At 56.3% G+C, this 13579-nt stretch carries 10 protein-coding genes and 2 pseudogenes; 8 read left to right on the top strand and 4 right to left on the bottom strand.

Going from position 1 to position 13579, the window contains the following annotated elements; genetic code table 11:
- Positions 1–18 precede the first annotated feature (18 nt).
- The 3 genes and pseudogenes from ACXI0U_RS24650 to ACXI0U_RS24660 all read left to right on the top strand — a co-directional run bounded on the left by ACXI0U_RS24650 (position 19) and on the right by ACXI0U_RS24660 (position 3065).
- The gene (locus ACXI0U_RS24650; RefSeq protein ID WP_043241005.1) at positions 19–939 is read left to right on the top strand and encodes a LysR substrate-binding domain-containing protein; all 921 of its coding nucleotides are present in this window, start codon (positions 19–21) and stop codon (positions 937–939) included.
- A 149-nt stretch (positions 940–1088) separates the two neighbouring features.
- Positions 1089–2210: pseudogene (locus tag ACXI0U_RS24655) on the top strand (Cache 3/Cache 2 fusion domain-containing protein); the annotation flags it as partial.
- A gap of 132 nt (positions 2211–2342) precedes the next feature.
- Positions 2343–3065, top strand: a complete 723-nt coding sequence (locus tag ACXI0U_RS24660; protein WP_371877126.1) for a methyl-accepting chemotaxis protein — start codon at positions 2343–2345, stop codon at positions 3063–3065.
- A gap of 75 nt (positions 3066–3140) precedes the next feature.
- Here ACXI0U_RS24660 and ACXI0U_RS24665 read toward each other — a convergent pair whose 3' ends face one another.
- The gene (locus ACXI0U_RS24665; RefSeq protein ID WP_431483099.1) at positions 3141–3947 is read right to left on the bottom strand and encodes a TlpA family protein disulfide reductase; all 807 of its coding nucleotides are present in this window, start codon (positions 3945–3947) and stop codon (positions 3141–3143) included.
- Between the two features lie 94 nt (positions 3948–4041).
- Positions 4042–4695: pseudogene (locus tag ACXI0U_RS24670) on the bottom strand (ATP-binding protein); the annotation flags it as partial.
- A gap of 115 nt (positions 4696–4810) precedes the next feature.
- On the opposite strand from ACXI0U_RS24670, the gene ACXI0U_RS24675 reads away from it, so the two are divergent.
- The 5 genes from ACXI0U_RS24675 to ACXI0U_RS24695 all read left to right on the top strand — a co-directional run bounded on the left by ACXI0U_RS24675 (position 4811) and on the right by ACXI0U_RS24695 (position 10729).
- Positions 4811–5476: a TnsA endonuclease N-terminal domain-containing protein gene (locus ACXI0U_RS24675; protein ID WP_479550945.1), complete on the top strand. Its 666-nt coding sequence runs from the start codon at positions 4811–4813 to the stop codon at positions 5474–5476.
- Positions 5469–7364, top strand: coding sequence for a transposase (locus ACXI0U_RS24680; protein ID WP_479550946.1), 1896 nt, complete (start codon positions 5469–5471; stop codon positions 7362–7364). The genes ACXI0U_RS24675 and ACXI0U_RS24680 overlap by 8 nt, the downstream gene beginning before the upstream one ends.
- Positions 7365–7392: 28 nt before the next feature.
- Positions 7393–8244, top strand: a complete 852-nt coding sequence (locus tag ACXI0U_RS24685; RefSeq protein WP_479550947.1) for a TniB family NTP-binding protein — start codon at positions 7393–7395, stop codon at positions 8242–8244.
- Positions 8196–9311, top strand: a complete 1116-nt coding sequence (locus ACXI0U_RS24690) for a TniQ family protein (protein ID WP_479550948.1) — start codon at positions 8196–8198, stop codon at positions 9309–9311. The genes ACXI0U_RS24685 and ACXI0U_RS24690 overlap by 49 nt, the downstream gene beginning before the upstream one ends.
- A 647-nt stretch (positions 9312–9958) precedes the next feature.
- Complete coding sequence (locus tag ACXI0U_RS24695) at positions 9959–10729, top strand: hypothetical protein (RefSeq protein WP_479550949.1); 771 nt, start codon at positions 9959–9961, stop codon at positions 10727–10729.
- A gap of 97 nt (positions 10730–10826) precedes the next feature.
- Here ACXI0U_RS24695 and ACXI0U_RS24700 read toward each other — a convergent pair whose 3' ends face one another.
- Positions 10827–12458, bottom strand: a complete 1632-nt coding sequence (locus ACXI0U_RS24700) for a hypothetical protein (RefSeq protein WP_479550950.1) — start codon at positions 12456–12458, stop codon at positions 10827–10829.
- A gap of 840 nt (positions 12459–13298) precedes the next feature.
- The gene (locus ACXI0U_RS24705) at positions 13299–13556 is read right to left on the bottom strand and encodes a hypothetical protein (RefSeq protein WP_479550951.1); all 258 of its coding nucleotides are present in this window, start codon (positions 13554–13556) and stop codon (positions 13299–13301) included.
- Between the last annotated feature and the right edge of the window lie 23 nt (positions 13557–13579).

Raw genomic sequence — 13579 nt, forward strand, 5'->3', positions numbered from 1 at the left:
TCATGAATGGGCTCAACCATGACGCGTCGCCTGCCACCGCTTTACGCCCTGCGTGCCTTCGAAGCCGCGGCGCGCCATGCCTCCTTCACCCGTGCCGCCGAGGAGCTGGCCATCACCCAGAGCGCGGTGAGCCGGCATATCCGCACCCTGGAGGAGCATTTCGCCTGCCGCCTGTTCGAGCGCAAGGGGCGCAGCCTCCAGCTCACTGAGCCGGCGCGGATGATCCTGCCCGGCCTGCGCGAGGGCTTCGATTCCCTGGAGCGTGCCTGCGCCACGCTGCGGGTGGACGACAGCATCCTCTGCCTCAAGGCGCCCTCGACCTTGACCATGCGCTGGTTGCTGGCACGGCTGTCGCGCTTCCGCCTGCAGAACCCGGACGTGGAGGTGCAGCTGACCAGCGCCTGGATGGATGTGGACAAGGTCGACTTCAACCACGAGCCTTTCGACTGCGCGGTGCTGTTGAGCAGCGGCGGCTTCAGCGATGAATGGGAGAGCGTCGAGCTGTTCGCCGAATGGCTGATCCCGGTCAGCGCGCCGTCGGCCGCCGCCGAGGGGCCTTGGGACCTGGCGCGACTGCGCGGCGCCGAGCTGCTGCACCCCACGCCGGATCGCCGCGACTGGCGGCGCTGGTTGCACGCCATGGGCCTGGAGCAGGACGTGCCGCTCAAGGGCGGCCAGGTGTTCGACACCCTGGAGCTGGGCATAGTCGCGGCGACGCGGGGCTATGGCATCTCCATCGGCGACCTGGTGATGGTCGCCGAGGATGTGGAGGAAGGGCGCATTGGCCTGCCTTGGCCCAGCGCCGTGCCCAGCGGCCAGAGCTACTACCTGGTGTGGCCGAAGGCACGCAGCGGCCAGGATCGCCTGCGTCGCCTGCGGGATTACCTGCTGGCCGAGGTGGCGGCGATGCGTTTGCCGCCGGTGAGCTTCAAGCGCTAGAGCGGCGTGGCCTGCGCTTACACAATTTTCCGGTGCTTTCGGCAGATGCGTCCTATACCTCAGTAGGACGGTCAAGTATTCTCGCCGCCCGCCGAAGGAGCCCCAGAAGCTCCTCGTCAGCCCTGCCTGCAAAAAACTGGAGAAACCCCATGAACCCGCCCAGGTCTCGTATCGCCTGGCAGCTCGCCGCCGCCCTCGCCCTGATCCTCGTGCTGCTGATCAGTGGCAGCACGCTCTTCGCCCTGCGCTCCCTGGACCAGGCCAACCTGGCCACCCGCGAAGAGCACCTGGCCAGCGAGGCCCGCCTGCTCGCCGACCAGCTCAGCACCTTCCACGGCAGCCTGCGCGAAAGCACCCAGCGCCTCGCCAGTCTGTTCGAGCAGCGCTTCGCCAGCGGCCTCGCGCTGCACGCCGACGAGCGCGTGCCGGTCGCCGCACTGAGCCCGCCGGCCCTGTACCTCAACGGCCAGGTGCTGAACAACGATTTCACCCTGGTGGACGAGTTCCGCCACCTCACCGCCGGCGTGGCCACGGTGTTCGTCCGCGATGGCGCCGACTTCGTCCGCGTCACCACCTCGCTGAACAAGCAGGACGGCACCCGTGCCATCGGCACCGTGCTCGACCACGCCCACCCCGCCTACCAGCGCCTGCTGTCCGGGCAGAACTACGTGGGCCGCGCGCTGCTCTTCGACCGCTACTACATGACCCAGTACACGCCGGTGCGCGACAACGGCGGCCAGGTCATCGCGGTGCTCTTCGTCGGCTTCGACTACACCGACGCGCAGAATGCCCAGTTTGCCAACCTGCAGCGCTTCCGCATCGGCAAGACCGGTTCCCTGGCGCTGATGGACGAGACCGGCAAGTGGCTGGTGACCCCGGCCGGCGTCCGCCGCCCGGAAGCCATCGGCGACACCCTCGCCGCGCTGGCCCGCGAGCCTGGCCATGGGCGCTTCTGGAGCGATGGCGAAGAGGATTTCTTCAGCGTTGCCGTGTCCTTCGCCGATGGCCCTTGGCAGGTGGTGGCGAGCATGCCCAAGGCGGAAATCCGCGAGGTGACCTGGAGCGTCGGCGGCCAGCTGGCCTTCGGCAGCCTGCTGGCCATGGTGCTGGCGGTAACCTCGGTGATCTGGCTGCTGCGCAAGCGCCTGCGTCCGCTGGGCGAACTGGTGGAGCAGGCCCGGGCGCTGGGCGCGGGCGACCTTAGCGTGCGCCTGGATGTATCCAGCAACGATGAGATCGGCGAGCTGGCGCGCAGCTTCAACCAGATGGGCGAGGCGCTGTCGACCATGGTGGCGCACATCCGCAGCTCGGCGCAGCAGGTCGGCAGCCGCTCCCAGGTGCTGTCGGGTCTCTCCAGCGGTGCCTATGAAGGCATGGAGCAGCAGTCCGGCGAGATCAGCAGCATGGCCGGCGCGGTGGAGGAGTTCAGCGCCACCTCGCTGAACATCGCCGACAACATGCGCGCCACCGAGCGCATGGCCAGCGACAACGCCCAGCAGACCCGCATCGGCCAGAGCTCCATGGGCGAGGCCTCTGCGGCGCTGGAGCAGATATCCACAGCCCTCAACGGCACCGCCGAAGTGATCAACACCCTCGGCCAGCGCTCCCAGGAAATCGGCGGCATCGTCGGGGTCATCACCGCCATCGCCGACCAGACCAACCTCTTGGCGCTCAACGCCGCCATCGAGGCGGCGCGTGCCGGCGAGCAGGGCCGGGGCTTCGCTGTGGTGGCCGATGAGGTGCGCAACCTGGCGGCCCGTACCCGCGAGGCGACCACCGAGATCTCCAGCATGATCGGCAGCATCCAGGATGAGACCGCCAGTGCCATCAGCACCATGGAGCACGGCAAGGCGTTGATGCAGGACGGCCTGGAGCGCAACGCCAAGGTCGCCGCCGCCCTGGCGCAGATCGCCCAGCAGAGCACCGCTGCTGGTGAGCAATTCGCCGCCATCACCACCGCCACCCAGGAGCAGAGCAGCACCGCGACCCTGCTCAGCAGCAACCTGCAGAGCATCGCCCTGGCCAACAGCGAGCAGCGCGAAGTGGTCGCCAACCTGGCGCAGACCGCCCAAGAGCTGGACCGCCTGGCCGAGGAACTGCGCCAGGAAGTGGGGCGCTTCCGCTGAGTCCGGCCGTTCCGCCGCAATGAAAAAGGCGCCCCGATGGGCGCCTTTTCTTTGGGTCGCGTTCTGCCAGGGCGCTCACTCGGTGGCGAGGCTCTCCAGCTCCCGGTTGAGGCTGGCGCGGGACAGTTCGCCCATGTGGCTCTTCAGCATCCGCCCCTGGCCGTCGTAGAACAGTGTGGTCGGCAGGCCGTAGGAACCGGTCAGCGCGCCGAAGCGGTTGCCGCCGTCGATCAGCACGTCCTGCACCTCCAGGCCCTGCTCCTGCAGGAAGCGTTTCACGTGCTCGGCGTTCTCGCCCTGGTTGATCAGCACGAAGCGCAGGTCGGGCCGGGCCTGCTGGGCCGCTTGCAGGGCCGGCATCTCGCGGCGGCACGGCGGGCACCAGGTGGCCCAGAGGTTGATCACCAGCGGCCGACCATCCAGCTCACGGATATCCACGGGCTTGCCGTCGAGGTCGCTCAGCGCCACCTCCGGCAGCAGCCGGCCACGTTCCAGTGCCCCCAGCAGCGCACTGCCCCCGCCCCAGAGCGTGGCGCCCACCAGCAGGGCGACCCCCAGTGGCCGGCGCGCGGCTGGGTGACGGCGAGCCTGCAGCAAACCGACCAGCGCCGCGGCTGCCAGGCCGGGCAGCAGGAGGAAGCCGCCGTCGCGGATATCCAGCATGCGCCAGGGTTCGGCACGGTACTCGGCGAAATAGAAAGCGACGAAGGCGAGACGCGCCGCCAGCCCCCCGGCGACCAGCATGGCGAATAGCGCGCCTTCGGGATTGGCGCCTCGTTTGCGCCCCAGCCACCAGCCACAACCGAGTGCGGCGAAGAAGCCCAGGTAGAAAAGCGCCTGGGAGGCGGAAAGGGCGACAGGGCCGATTTGCAGGCTGTTCATCGAGGTGGACCAGGTGGCTTGGCGGGTGGGGCCGCAGTATGCCATCGGCCCTGGCGTGGCCCGGCGGCGCAAGTGTTTCCCTGCTTTACGGGACTCAGGGCTCGGTGGCCGGGCGGTACTGCAGCGCCTCGGCCAGGTGCTGGCGGGCAATGGCCGGGGTGCCATCGAGATCGGCGAGGGTGCGGGCGACCTTGATGATGCGGTGTGCGGCGCGCAACGACAGGCCGAGGCGTTCGCAGGCGTTTTCCAGCCAGCGACGGTCCTCCACCACCAGCGGGCAGTGGCGACGCAGGCCCTGGAGATCGAGAAACGCGTTGGCGCAGCCCTGGCGATCGAGCTGGCGCTGGCGGGCCTGGGCCACGGTTTTCGCGGCGCTTGCACTGTCCTGGCCGCCGGGCTTGGGGTCGTCCAGCGAGGTGGCTTCGCGGGCGACGGTGAGGTGCAGGTCGATGCGGTCGAGCAGCGGGCCGGAGAGCTTGGCGCGGTAGCGCTGGATCTGCTCCGGGGTGCAACGGCATGGGTTGGTGACGTCGCCCAGGTAGCCGCAGGGGCAGGGGTTCATGGCGGCGACCAGCTGGAAACGCGCCGGGAAGCGCACCCGGTCGTTGGCCCGGGCGATGACGATCTCGCCGCTTTCCAGGGGCTCGCGCAGGACCTCGAGAACCTTCCTGTCGAACTCCGGCAACTCGTCGAGAAACAGCACGCCCTGATGGGCCAGGGTGATTTCTCCGGGGCGGGGCTTGCTGCCGCTGTGACAATTTTCAATAGATGCATTTTGGATGGCTTGCAGCCCGCAGAGTGCCATATGCTCGATGAGCAAAAGATGCAACGAATTCCTATAAATAGGCGCAAGAATCCTAGATATGGATAGAAATAGGTGCGAAGAAAATTTTGAGCAGGTTCGCTCGATCAAGCCGACCTGGAGAAGCCTCTCTGGAATGGTTGTGTTTCGCGGGGAAGCCATCCCGTTTGAGTCCAAGCTAGAGCGGGATTTCTTAAGGCGTTGGACATTCTCAGGTGTAGAAAACGTGGTTTCGCAACCAGTGAAGATCCCGTTCACGGCTCGAAATGGTCGTGGGTATACCTATGTGCCGGACTATCTGCTTCGCTTTGATAAAGCGACTGGCCACCGCCCGATCCTAGTCGAAGTGAAGCCAGAGGAAGATTGGCGTGAGCATTGGCGGGAATGGCTGCCAAAGTGGAAAGCGGCTTGGCGATTTGCTCGTGACCGAGGATGGGCTTTCCACATCTTTGATGAGTCTCGTATTCGTGGTTCGGCCTTGGAAAACATCACATACCTAGAGCGCTTTGCTCGGATGGATGCTGCCCCTGAGGTGTGTGAGGCGATTCTGTCGACGCTTCATGAAATGGGTCATGCGCCCATTCACTACCTGAAAACTCGGTTTTTCGGGCATGACCCCATGCTTGGGCATTCTTACGTTTGTCATCTACTAGCTACCCGCCGTATTGACTGCGACATAGCCGCCCCAATTGACGAGTTCACAATCATCTGGAGGGCTTATGAGTGACGATATGAAGTCAGTCCGATCGATGATTAGTCTCGAGAAAGACAGTCTCGTAGAGCACCACTCCGGGACCTACCGCATAGTCCAGACTTTGAACTTCAATGATGTCGTAGGTGTTCATGTTGAAACTGGTGCTTCCAGTGTTCTCGGAGTTCGGGATTTACGGCCGGCTCGGCAAGACACCAAAGGACTCTATGTAAGCCATGACCTAGAGGACATTGGAGATGAGAACTGGAAGATCGCAGAGCATCGATATTCTGTGATCAGGCCGCTCCTTAGTGGAGATTATGCTGTGAAAGGCGCAGTTGCAGCTCGTGCTAAAGAAGCCGGTGTAAATGCTGCGACCGTTTATAGATGGCTAGAGCGATACCGGGACTACGGGAATATTTCCGCACTAGTTCCTATGCGCCGTGGATGGACTAAAGGAAAAAGTCGCATTTCAGCAGAGGTTGAGAGGCTAATTGATGATGTCCTAAAGGGTTCTTTTTCCGAAAATCGAGGAGTAACGACAACGGATGCTCATGGCAGTGTGAAAGATGCCTGCAAGGCTCTAGGCATTCCCGCTCCAAATATTACGACTGTTCGATCTAGGGTAAAGAAGCTTCCACTAAGAGATCTGTATATGAGCCGGGGGCAGGCGGACAAGGCACGTATGCATGAGGCGCGCCCTGGTGGATTGGAGGCTGAGTACCCACTTCAAATCGTCCAGATTGATCATACGCCGCTGGATGTTTTTTTGGTCGATGACATACACCGTGAGTCAATTGGGCGGCCGTGGGTAACTCTAGCAATATGCGTCTATACCCGTATGATCGTTGGCTACTATTTTTCTTTGGAAGCACCATCTGCATTGTCAGTTGCGATGTGCATTGTTAATACCTGTCTGCCGAAAGAGTCCCTACTTGCAAGGCATGGGCTGCATGAAGAATGGCCTGTTTGGGGCAAGCCTGGAGTAGTTCATAGCGACAATGGCTCGGATTTTCGTACTGGCAGTTTGATCAAGTCATGTGCGCTACATGGGATTGCAAGAGAGTTTCGCCCGCAAGAGTCTCCCCATTGGGGAGGGCATATTGAGCGCTTGATGGGTACTTTTGCGGTTAAGGCGAAGAAGGAGAAGGGGGCGACACAAAGCACCCCAAAAGATCGCAAAGGATATGATGCTGAGAAAGAAGCAGTATATACATTTGATGATTATGAAACTCGCTTGGTTCGCAGGATTCTGGCGTATAACAATGAATTTCATGAAGCCATTTTGATGTCTCCTTTGAATAAGTGGAGAGCAGCATTCTTTGGAGATAGAAAGATTTGTGAGCCTCTTGCAAGAATTGCTGACCCGTTTCTCTTCCAACTTGACTTTTTGCCATCCAAAATGCGCACCATCCAGAATAAGGGGGTTGAGTGGGATGCCCATTATTTTTGCGATGCAATGCGCCCATGGATGGGGGTCGTTGATGAAAAAACTAAGAGGTCGAGGAAATTTATATTTCGCCGAGATCCCCGTGACGTGCGGAGGATTTGGTTCTATGAGCCAAATCTAAAAGAATACTTTGAGGCGTCAATAGATGGGTATATGGAGGAGCGGGTATCGGTTCGGGAGTATGTAGCTGCCAAGCGGCAGGCAAGACGTGATGGCTTGAACAACATTAATACTAATTTGCTTGAACGATTAATTGTTGAAGATAGAAAGCAGGAGGCAGAGGCGGCAGCTAAAACAAAGGCAGCGAGGAGAAATGCTCAGCGTGTACGAAATGATAGTAGGTCCCAAAAGGTCAACGTTGGAGATGATGCGGTTACGAAGTCGCCTATGGTCGTACCACCTCGTCAGAAACTATCAAAATTGGTTCCTGTCGATCAAGTGGAAGACTTAGGGGGGGTGGACTTTGGAATATAGTCACCTCGATTCGTCAATACTTGAGAATATGTCTCTCTCGGATGTAGATAGAATCTACTCCATCGACTCCCCATTTTGGGTTGATTATTCTGCGGGTACTCGACTGATAGATCACTTGGCTAGTCTGCTGCGTGTTGTGCCTCAGACTAGGATGCCCAATTTGTTCATTGTGGGTGACTCTAACTATGGGAAGTCCACTTTGTTTCAGCGCTTCCGAGATACGCGCGCCTGTCCATATGTGAGTATTGACTCGGAATCAGTTATTCCAGTTATTTTGATAGAGTTAGATACGGGAGGTACTGCTCAGATTTATAGAAGTATCCTCTATCAAATTGGAGCACCTTACTCGCGGACTTCTTCACTGGCTGTCTTGAAGGAACAGTGTGCTGAGGTAGTTCGGGCGGTTGGGACTCGCATGTTGATAATTGACGAGTGCCAAGTATTGAACACTGCGAGCGCTAGGACCAAAGCAGACGTCATGAATGAGATTAAGTGGATCTGCAATCAGCTTAGGCTTGTTGTCGTATGCGCCGGGGTCAAAACAATCTTACAGCTCCTGAGCATTGATCCGCAGTACGCAAGCCGTTTTGATGTGATTGACCTAGTACCGTGGGAGTTGGACGGTAAATTCCAGGCATTTTTAAAGAAATATGAAAGTGCTTTGCCTTTAAAGAAACCATCACTGCTTTACAGCGAAGAAAGTACAGTGCTGGTTCACGAAATTTCTGGTGGTCTTACGGGGAATGTTGGCAAGCTATTGAAGGCTTGCGCTAAAGAAGCGATACGCTCCGGGGCTGAGAAAATTGACATCTCTTTGCTGAAGAAAAATGAATGGATCAAGCCGAACAAGCAAAGCGGGCATCGGTACATCAATTATTAGGCCAGTGGCCTTTAGCTCCTCCGATTCTTGAGGAAGAGGTGCTCTCCTCATGGCTGGTTCGAACTGCCCTTCGCCATAGTTGTTCTGCGTTGGCTCTCACGGGGGACCTTTGGCCCGGTTGGAGATACTGGTCCTCTGATCCAGATGTGTCCCTGAGTGAGGAACGCCTTTGTCGCTTATCTATTAGGTCTGGCATTTCAGAGCAGGCGCTGAGAGAAACTTTGCTCCGGGTATTCATAGATGGTGTGCGCGGAGAGTCACCTGGCTCACTTGGATGCTACCCCTGGATTCTTTGCCTTGGAGCGCGCAATCGGCGGAGAGCTGGTGGGCTCCAGTATTGCCCACGCTGCTTTGCCGAGGAGACCCCCTACTATCGTCGGTGCAGCCGAATTTCCTGGCACACCGTCTGTGCCCGTCATCAAATCCTTCTAGAAGACCGGTGCCCTCATTGCGAAGCACCATTGTGCCCTCATTTGCTAGAGCCTCCCGCGAGTAACCTTTTGCATTGCCACCGCTGCCGACGAATACTGTCAGAGGCCGATACCCGCGAGGGCGCAAGGGATGCGCATTATTTCCAGGCATTTGCCGATCAAGTAGTTGCCGACGGGCATGGCCGTTTCGGCGATCAGCAGCTCAAGACGTCCGAATGGTTTTACCTAGCGCGTTTGATAATTGGGTTTCTGCGCAGCGCAGCGAGGCACCCCACCTCCCATGCTCAACATTTTCTACAAGAGCTTGGGATCGATCTCGGTTGGCTCATTCCTCCAGCGTCCGGTCTTCCGTTTGAGATGCTTCCACCTTTTGAGCGGGCCCAACAGCTATCGATCTGCTGGCGCATCCTGCAGGCAGGGCCTGGCCGACTGGAAAGCGCGGTCATGCATGCGGGACTTCCCCACTCTATGTTCTCCCTGCCTCAAGGCTGCGTTCCCACGCTCGTTGATGACCTAATGAAGCTCTTGGGAGACCACCGCTGCAGAGCATTAGCTAGGCCGGCTATAGTGGCGCCACGTTCACCGTCTTCTGTCTTGAAGATGTGGCATCGGCTATTACGAAAGATCCAGAGATGACGGCTTTAAGCGTGCAGCAATGCTGCGATGAATGTGGCGGTGAGATGATCAAAGCTCACCGTCGATATCACGGGAAGCGCTATTGCGCGACTTGCTATGCACGCCTGTTCACACGGCGGCTGTGTTCAGGGTGCGGGAGCTTTAAACGACTCCCTATTTTTCTACCGACTGTGCAGTGTGATAGCTGTGTTGGCACGCAGCCCTGCATCCGCTGCGCTAGGGGGGGGCGAACTATTGGCCGGCTCACTGAACATGGGCCTGTTTGCAACAGCTGCTCTCCCCACTACCGCGATCCTAAGCCATGCGATCTTTGTGGGGCTCCATCCCCACGATTGACCCGAGTCCTTAGGTTGGATAGCACAGCCAGGTGCTGTCCAAGATGTGCATCCAGAGACCATGAAACATGCCCATCCTGCCGGCGCCATCGCCTTCTTGTTGATACCAGCGATGGTGTGAGGCGTTGTCGTCCCTGTGCCGAGCAGGACCAAGGATTGTGCGAGTCCTGTGGCTTATCTATTCCGGCTGGTCGTGGCAGCAGTTGTGAAGAGTGCTCATGGAAGAGGTCTTTTCAGCAGCGCTTGGACAAAGAGGTTGAGCAGTTCGGATCCCTTCGCACGCGGGAACTATTTCGTGAGTATGGGGAATGGTTGATCACAAAGATCGGGGCTCAAAAGGCCGCTTTGAAACTAAAAAATTACGTGGGCCTTTTCAATTTCATAGAGCAGTCCGGAGAAGGCATTCCTTCCTATCGGGATCTGCTGAGGAGCTATGAACCTGAGGGCCTCCGACGTATGCGATTAGTAATGAGTTGGTTAGAGCTGCGATATGGTGTCGTTGCTGACTCTGTGATGCGTGAAGAGTTTGCCGATCGACGGAGAATTGAAAAGACCTTGTCTTCGCTTCCCTCTGGGCCGGCTGCCGATTTGCTAATGCGTTATCACGATTATCTTACCTCTCGTCTCGGCAGTGGAAAGCTGACCTTGCGCTCGCTCCGGCTCGCATTAGGTGTGGCTAAGGGATTGTTAGCTTCTGTCTCTTCAACAGGCCAGGCGTTACCAGTTCAGCGCGACCTCGATCGTTTTCTGCTTAATAAGTCGGGACAAAGCGCATCTCTTGCTGGCTTTATCGGATTCCTTGCTCAAGAGCAAGGCGAGCGTTTGAGGTCTGGGCTTAGTGAGCGGTCCATAGCTCAAGCTAAGAGACGGCGGTTGGAGCGAAAGCTTAATGAGCTAATGGATGGCAGGGATGAAGGTGCTTGGGTTTCTACAGCACTGCACTATTTTCATGGGGTAAAGGTTGGGAAGAAGCACCTGGTATACAGCCCAGCAGTGGAGGGAGGACAGTCTGGCTATGAAGTACAGGTGTTGAAAAACAACTATTGGATTCCCTCAGCTTTGGGACCTAAGCGGGAGCAGTAAAATCGGCTTTTGCTGCGATGGCCTAGAAAGCTCGACTTATACCCTTGGCAGGATCGATCCATTGGGCAATGAAGTATCTTCCAGCTTATCTAGTGCGTTACCTAGAAGGCACTTCTGTCGCTCCGCTGGGGACCGTATTTAGAGGCAATCCCATTTGTGAGAACGCATTAAGCGCTGACTTTCCGATTGGTCTACCATGGGCACGGCTATGGGAATAAAGCTCGTATTGTGAAGGCAAGCACTCCTTGTCATACCGCCCGTAGTTTTTGGCTAGCCCCATTAAAGCTCGCGTTATGACTTTGTCTATCTGCTCACTATCGTTCAATTCAAATATTAATCCGCTCAGATGCTCTGATTTTTCGGTTCCATTGTTCCCACCTATGATCTTTTCTATTTCTAAGATGTAGAGCTTTCGGTTAGACGTAATTAGCCTAATTACCATAAATCCTCTGCTTCTTTTCTCGTTATTATTGAGGCTTATCCAGCGGCCGGTCTTGGACCGGCTGCTGACTATTCCGAGAGGAAAATTCATCATCTTCGGTTTGTTTTTTTCAGTCTGATTAGCAATGACGTAAGACTCGATAGATTCAATGCATGGATTGCAGCGTTTTAAATCATGCAGTGCGGTCCAAATACTCCAAAGAAAGTTTGATGTAGCCTCGGTGAGTTCAGTGTGTACGTAAAGTCTATCGATCTCTCCGCGAGAGTTAGTAGGATGGCCAGTAGATAATTTCTCCGCAGGACCTCTTGGAGGGGTAGAGATAGTCCCACCATGAGGTCGCGACTCCTTAAGGTAGTTCACGTTCCTCTTTAGTCCTGCAATTCGCAAAGTGCCATCCGCCTTATTTATAGGCTTTCGAGTATTGTTAGGCTGGTCCTTACTGGTGATCGGGGCCTCGTTCTGGTACTCATCTGATTCTGATGGCATATCAGCTCCGGATGCACCTGATGCTTTTGGCAGCCTCAGGGTTGAATCATCGCCAATATGATCAAGGTAAGCGCGAACCACGGTCAGCGGTGGATGCAGTGGCATCTCAAAACTGGTTATGTCTAAACATAGAAATTTCTTAGCAGGTTCTATCCAGATGCCGTTTCCTCCAATCTGAAGTTCCCCTTTGAACCAGGGGGTTATCTTGGGGTGATACAGCTCACGTTTGGCGCGAGCTGTGACGGCTTCGGCATTGATACGCTTGCAGGTGCTGAAGGCGTGCTTATCGTAGAGGAGGTGTGCAAGGAATTGATGATCGCCAATATTGGTGTTTTTGCTGACTTTTATCGACCAAAACTCTTCATTGCAGACTAATTTCTTTGCAAATGAGCTTAGTGATAAGTCTGGTTTATATGACTCAATGATTGTTGCTATTAGGTGCTTGGAGCTTCCGTAGCATCGAATAAAAAATTCAGTGCATGGGATGAATAGCGTAGCTCCGGAGCTTTTTGCGGGAGGAAATTCTATTAACCACGATTGTTTATATCTTGATGGTAATGAAAAGTGACTGGCATTTATGGTGGAGTTCTTGATTACTTCATTTGCGTGAGTAAGGATGATGTTGTTGTAGTCGGCTCTTGCTGTATGTTTTGTTGGTGTATTTATTTCTCCTATGCAGTGTCCCTTTGACCAAATGGTGCCATGTCTAAATATCCCTATGAGGGCCAGCTCTATAGGAAATACATAGTAAGTACCTAGCTGGTTGTCTTTGCTTATTTTGCGGAATATCATCTCGGCCATTGGTATTCCTGGAGTATGCGGTCCTGGCAATAGCCCTCCTGGCCACCAAGCGACCAAATCCCCTTCATGTTCCCAAAATCTACCCTCTCCGGACGAGTAGGTTCCCAATCCATGCCGCTTTCGTGTGCGCTCTATAGACATCAGAAGTCATCGATGTGCCAAACTCACGATAGGCTGGGATATTTGCAGCTAATGCTGCAACTCAAAACCGGCTCGCCATGTGCTGGTTCGGGTTTTGCTGCAGGTAGGGCGCGGATAGGCGGCGTGTTGCGCGAAGTAGTGGTGGAAAAAACTAGGTTCTGTATAGCCGACTAAGCAAGCGTCTGGCTATTTATGAGGCTAATTTAGCCGTAAAACTAAGTTTCTTGGTTCTCCTCCATTCTGCTTGGAGGGCTGAGCCTCGCAATTTGATCAGCGGCCCCACTCTCCGAGCGAAGAGGAGGTGCCCACCGCCTTTGCGTACCTTTCCTAGGAGCATCAGCAATTGCGATAAGCTGACAGAGCCTTTTTGTCTTCAACAAGAATGCGTCAAGCGCTTTTTCAGGGGCTGAAGGGGGCGCTGTTGCTGTTGGCGGCCGTGGTTTGGTGCATTAATGGTATGCGTGCTGCAGAGTACAAGTTTCATGCTGCTGCCGAGATCATCCCCCCATCCTATGAGTAACAGTGTGGTCAGAAGGCTACTCAGCGTATGGGGGCATCCGGCTTGGAATCGTCGGCGCCTAACCTGAAACTAGGTTTGCATGGGGAGGACGTGTCGGGCATGCCCCGCCTGGGGGAGGCTGTGACTCCTTTCAACAGTGAGATACCTTAATACGTGTCCGGCGCCGTTACCTTTGATGTCTACAGCTTTGAGATGATTTTTGCAGCAAATTCCCTAGAACTTCTCTTTATATCTTTGGGTGTGCCTAGCATTGCAGGCAGCTTTTTAACCCGCTCATATATAGCTTCGGTCAGCTCCTCTTCACTTGGTGGTGAAGGTAAGCGCTTCAGATTCGATATCGCTTTGCGAAGCTCCTTTGCATCACTTGGGTGTGAGCTGAACCAAGTAGGGCGAGATGCCCAGCACTCTATTTCTCTTTGTATTTCTGCTGTGCTCATAAAATACTCCTCTGGAAAAAGCT

This window comes from Pseudomonas sp. C9D1, from assembly GCF_056491235.1.

What these genes read in the sequence shown, in the direction of transcription:
- ACXI0U_RS24650 (WP_043241005.1), top strand. Translation starts at nt 19, where the DNA reads ATGACGCGTCGCCTGCCACCGCTTTACGCCCTGCGTGCCTTCGAAGCC.
- ACXI0U_RS24660 (WP_371877126.1), top strand. Translation starts at nt 2,343, where the DNA reads ATGGCCGGCGCGGTGGAGGAGTTCAGCGCCACCTCGCTGAACATCGCC.
- ACXI0U_RS24665 (WP_431483099.1), bottom strand. Translation starts at nt 3,947, where the DNA reads ATGAACAGCCTGCAAATCGGCCCTGTCGCCCTTTCCGCCTCCCAGGCG.
- ACXI0U_RS24675 (WP_479550945.1), top strand. Translation starts at nt 4,811, where the DNA reads ATGGATAGAAATAGGTGCGAAGAAAATTTTGAGCAGGTTCGCTCGATC.
- ACXI0U_RS24680 (WP_479550946.1), top strand. Translation starts at nt 5,469, where the DNA reads ATGAGTGACGATATGAAGTCAGTCCGATCGATGATTAGTCTCGAGAAA.
- ACXI0U_RS24685 (WP_479550947.1), top strand. Translation starts at nt 7,393, where the DNA reads ATGTCTCTCTCGGATGTAGATAGAATCTACTCCATCGACTCCCCATTT.
- ACXI0U_RS24690 (WP_479550948.1), top strand. Translation starts at nt 8,196, where the DNA reads ATGGATCAAGCCGAACAAGCAAAGCGGGCATCGGTACATCAATTATTA.
- ACXI0U_RS24700 (WP_479550950.1), bottom strand. Translation starts at nt 12,458, where the DNA reads ATGGCCGAGATGATATTCCGCAAAATAAGCAAAGACAACCAGCTAGGT.
- ACXI0U_RS24705 (WP_479550951.1), bottom strand. Translation starts at nt 13,556, where the DNA reads ATGAGCACAGCAGAAATACAAAGAGAAATAGAGTGCTGGGCATCTCGC.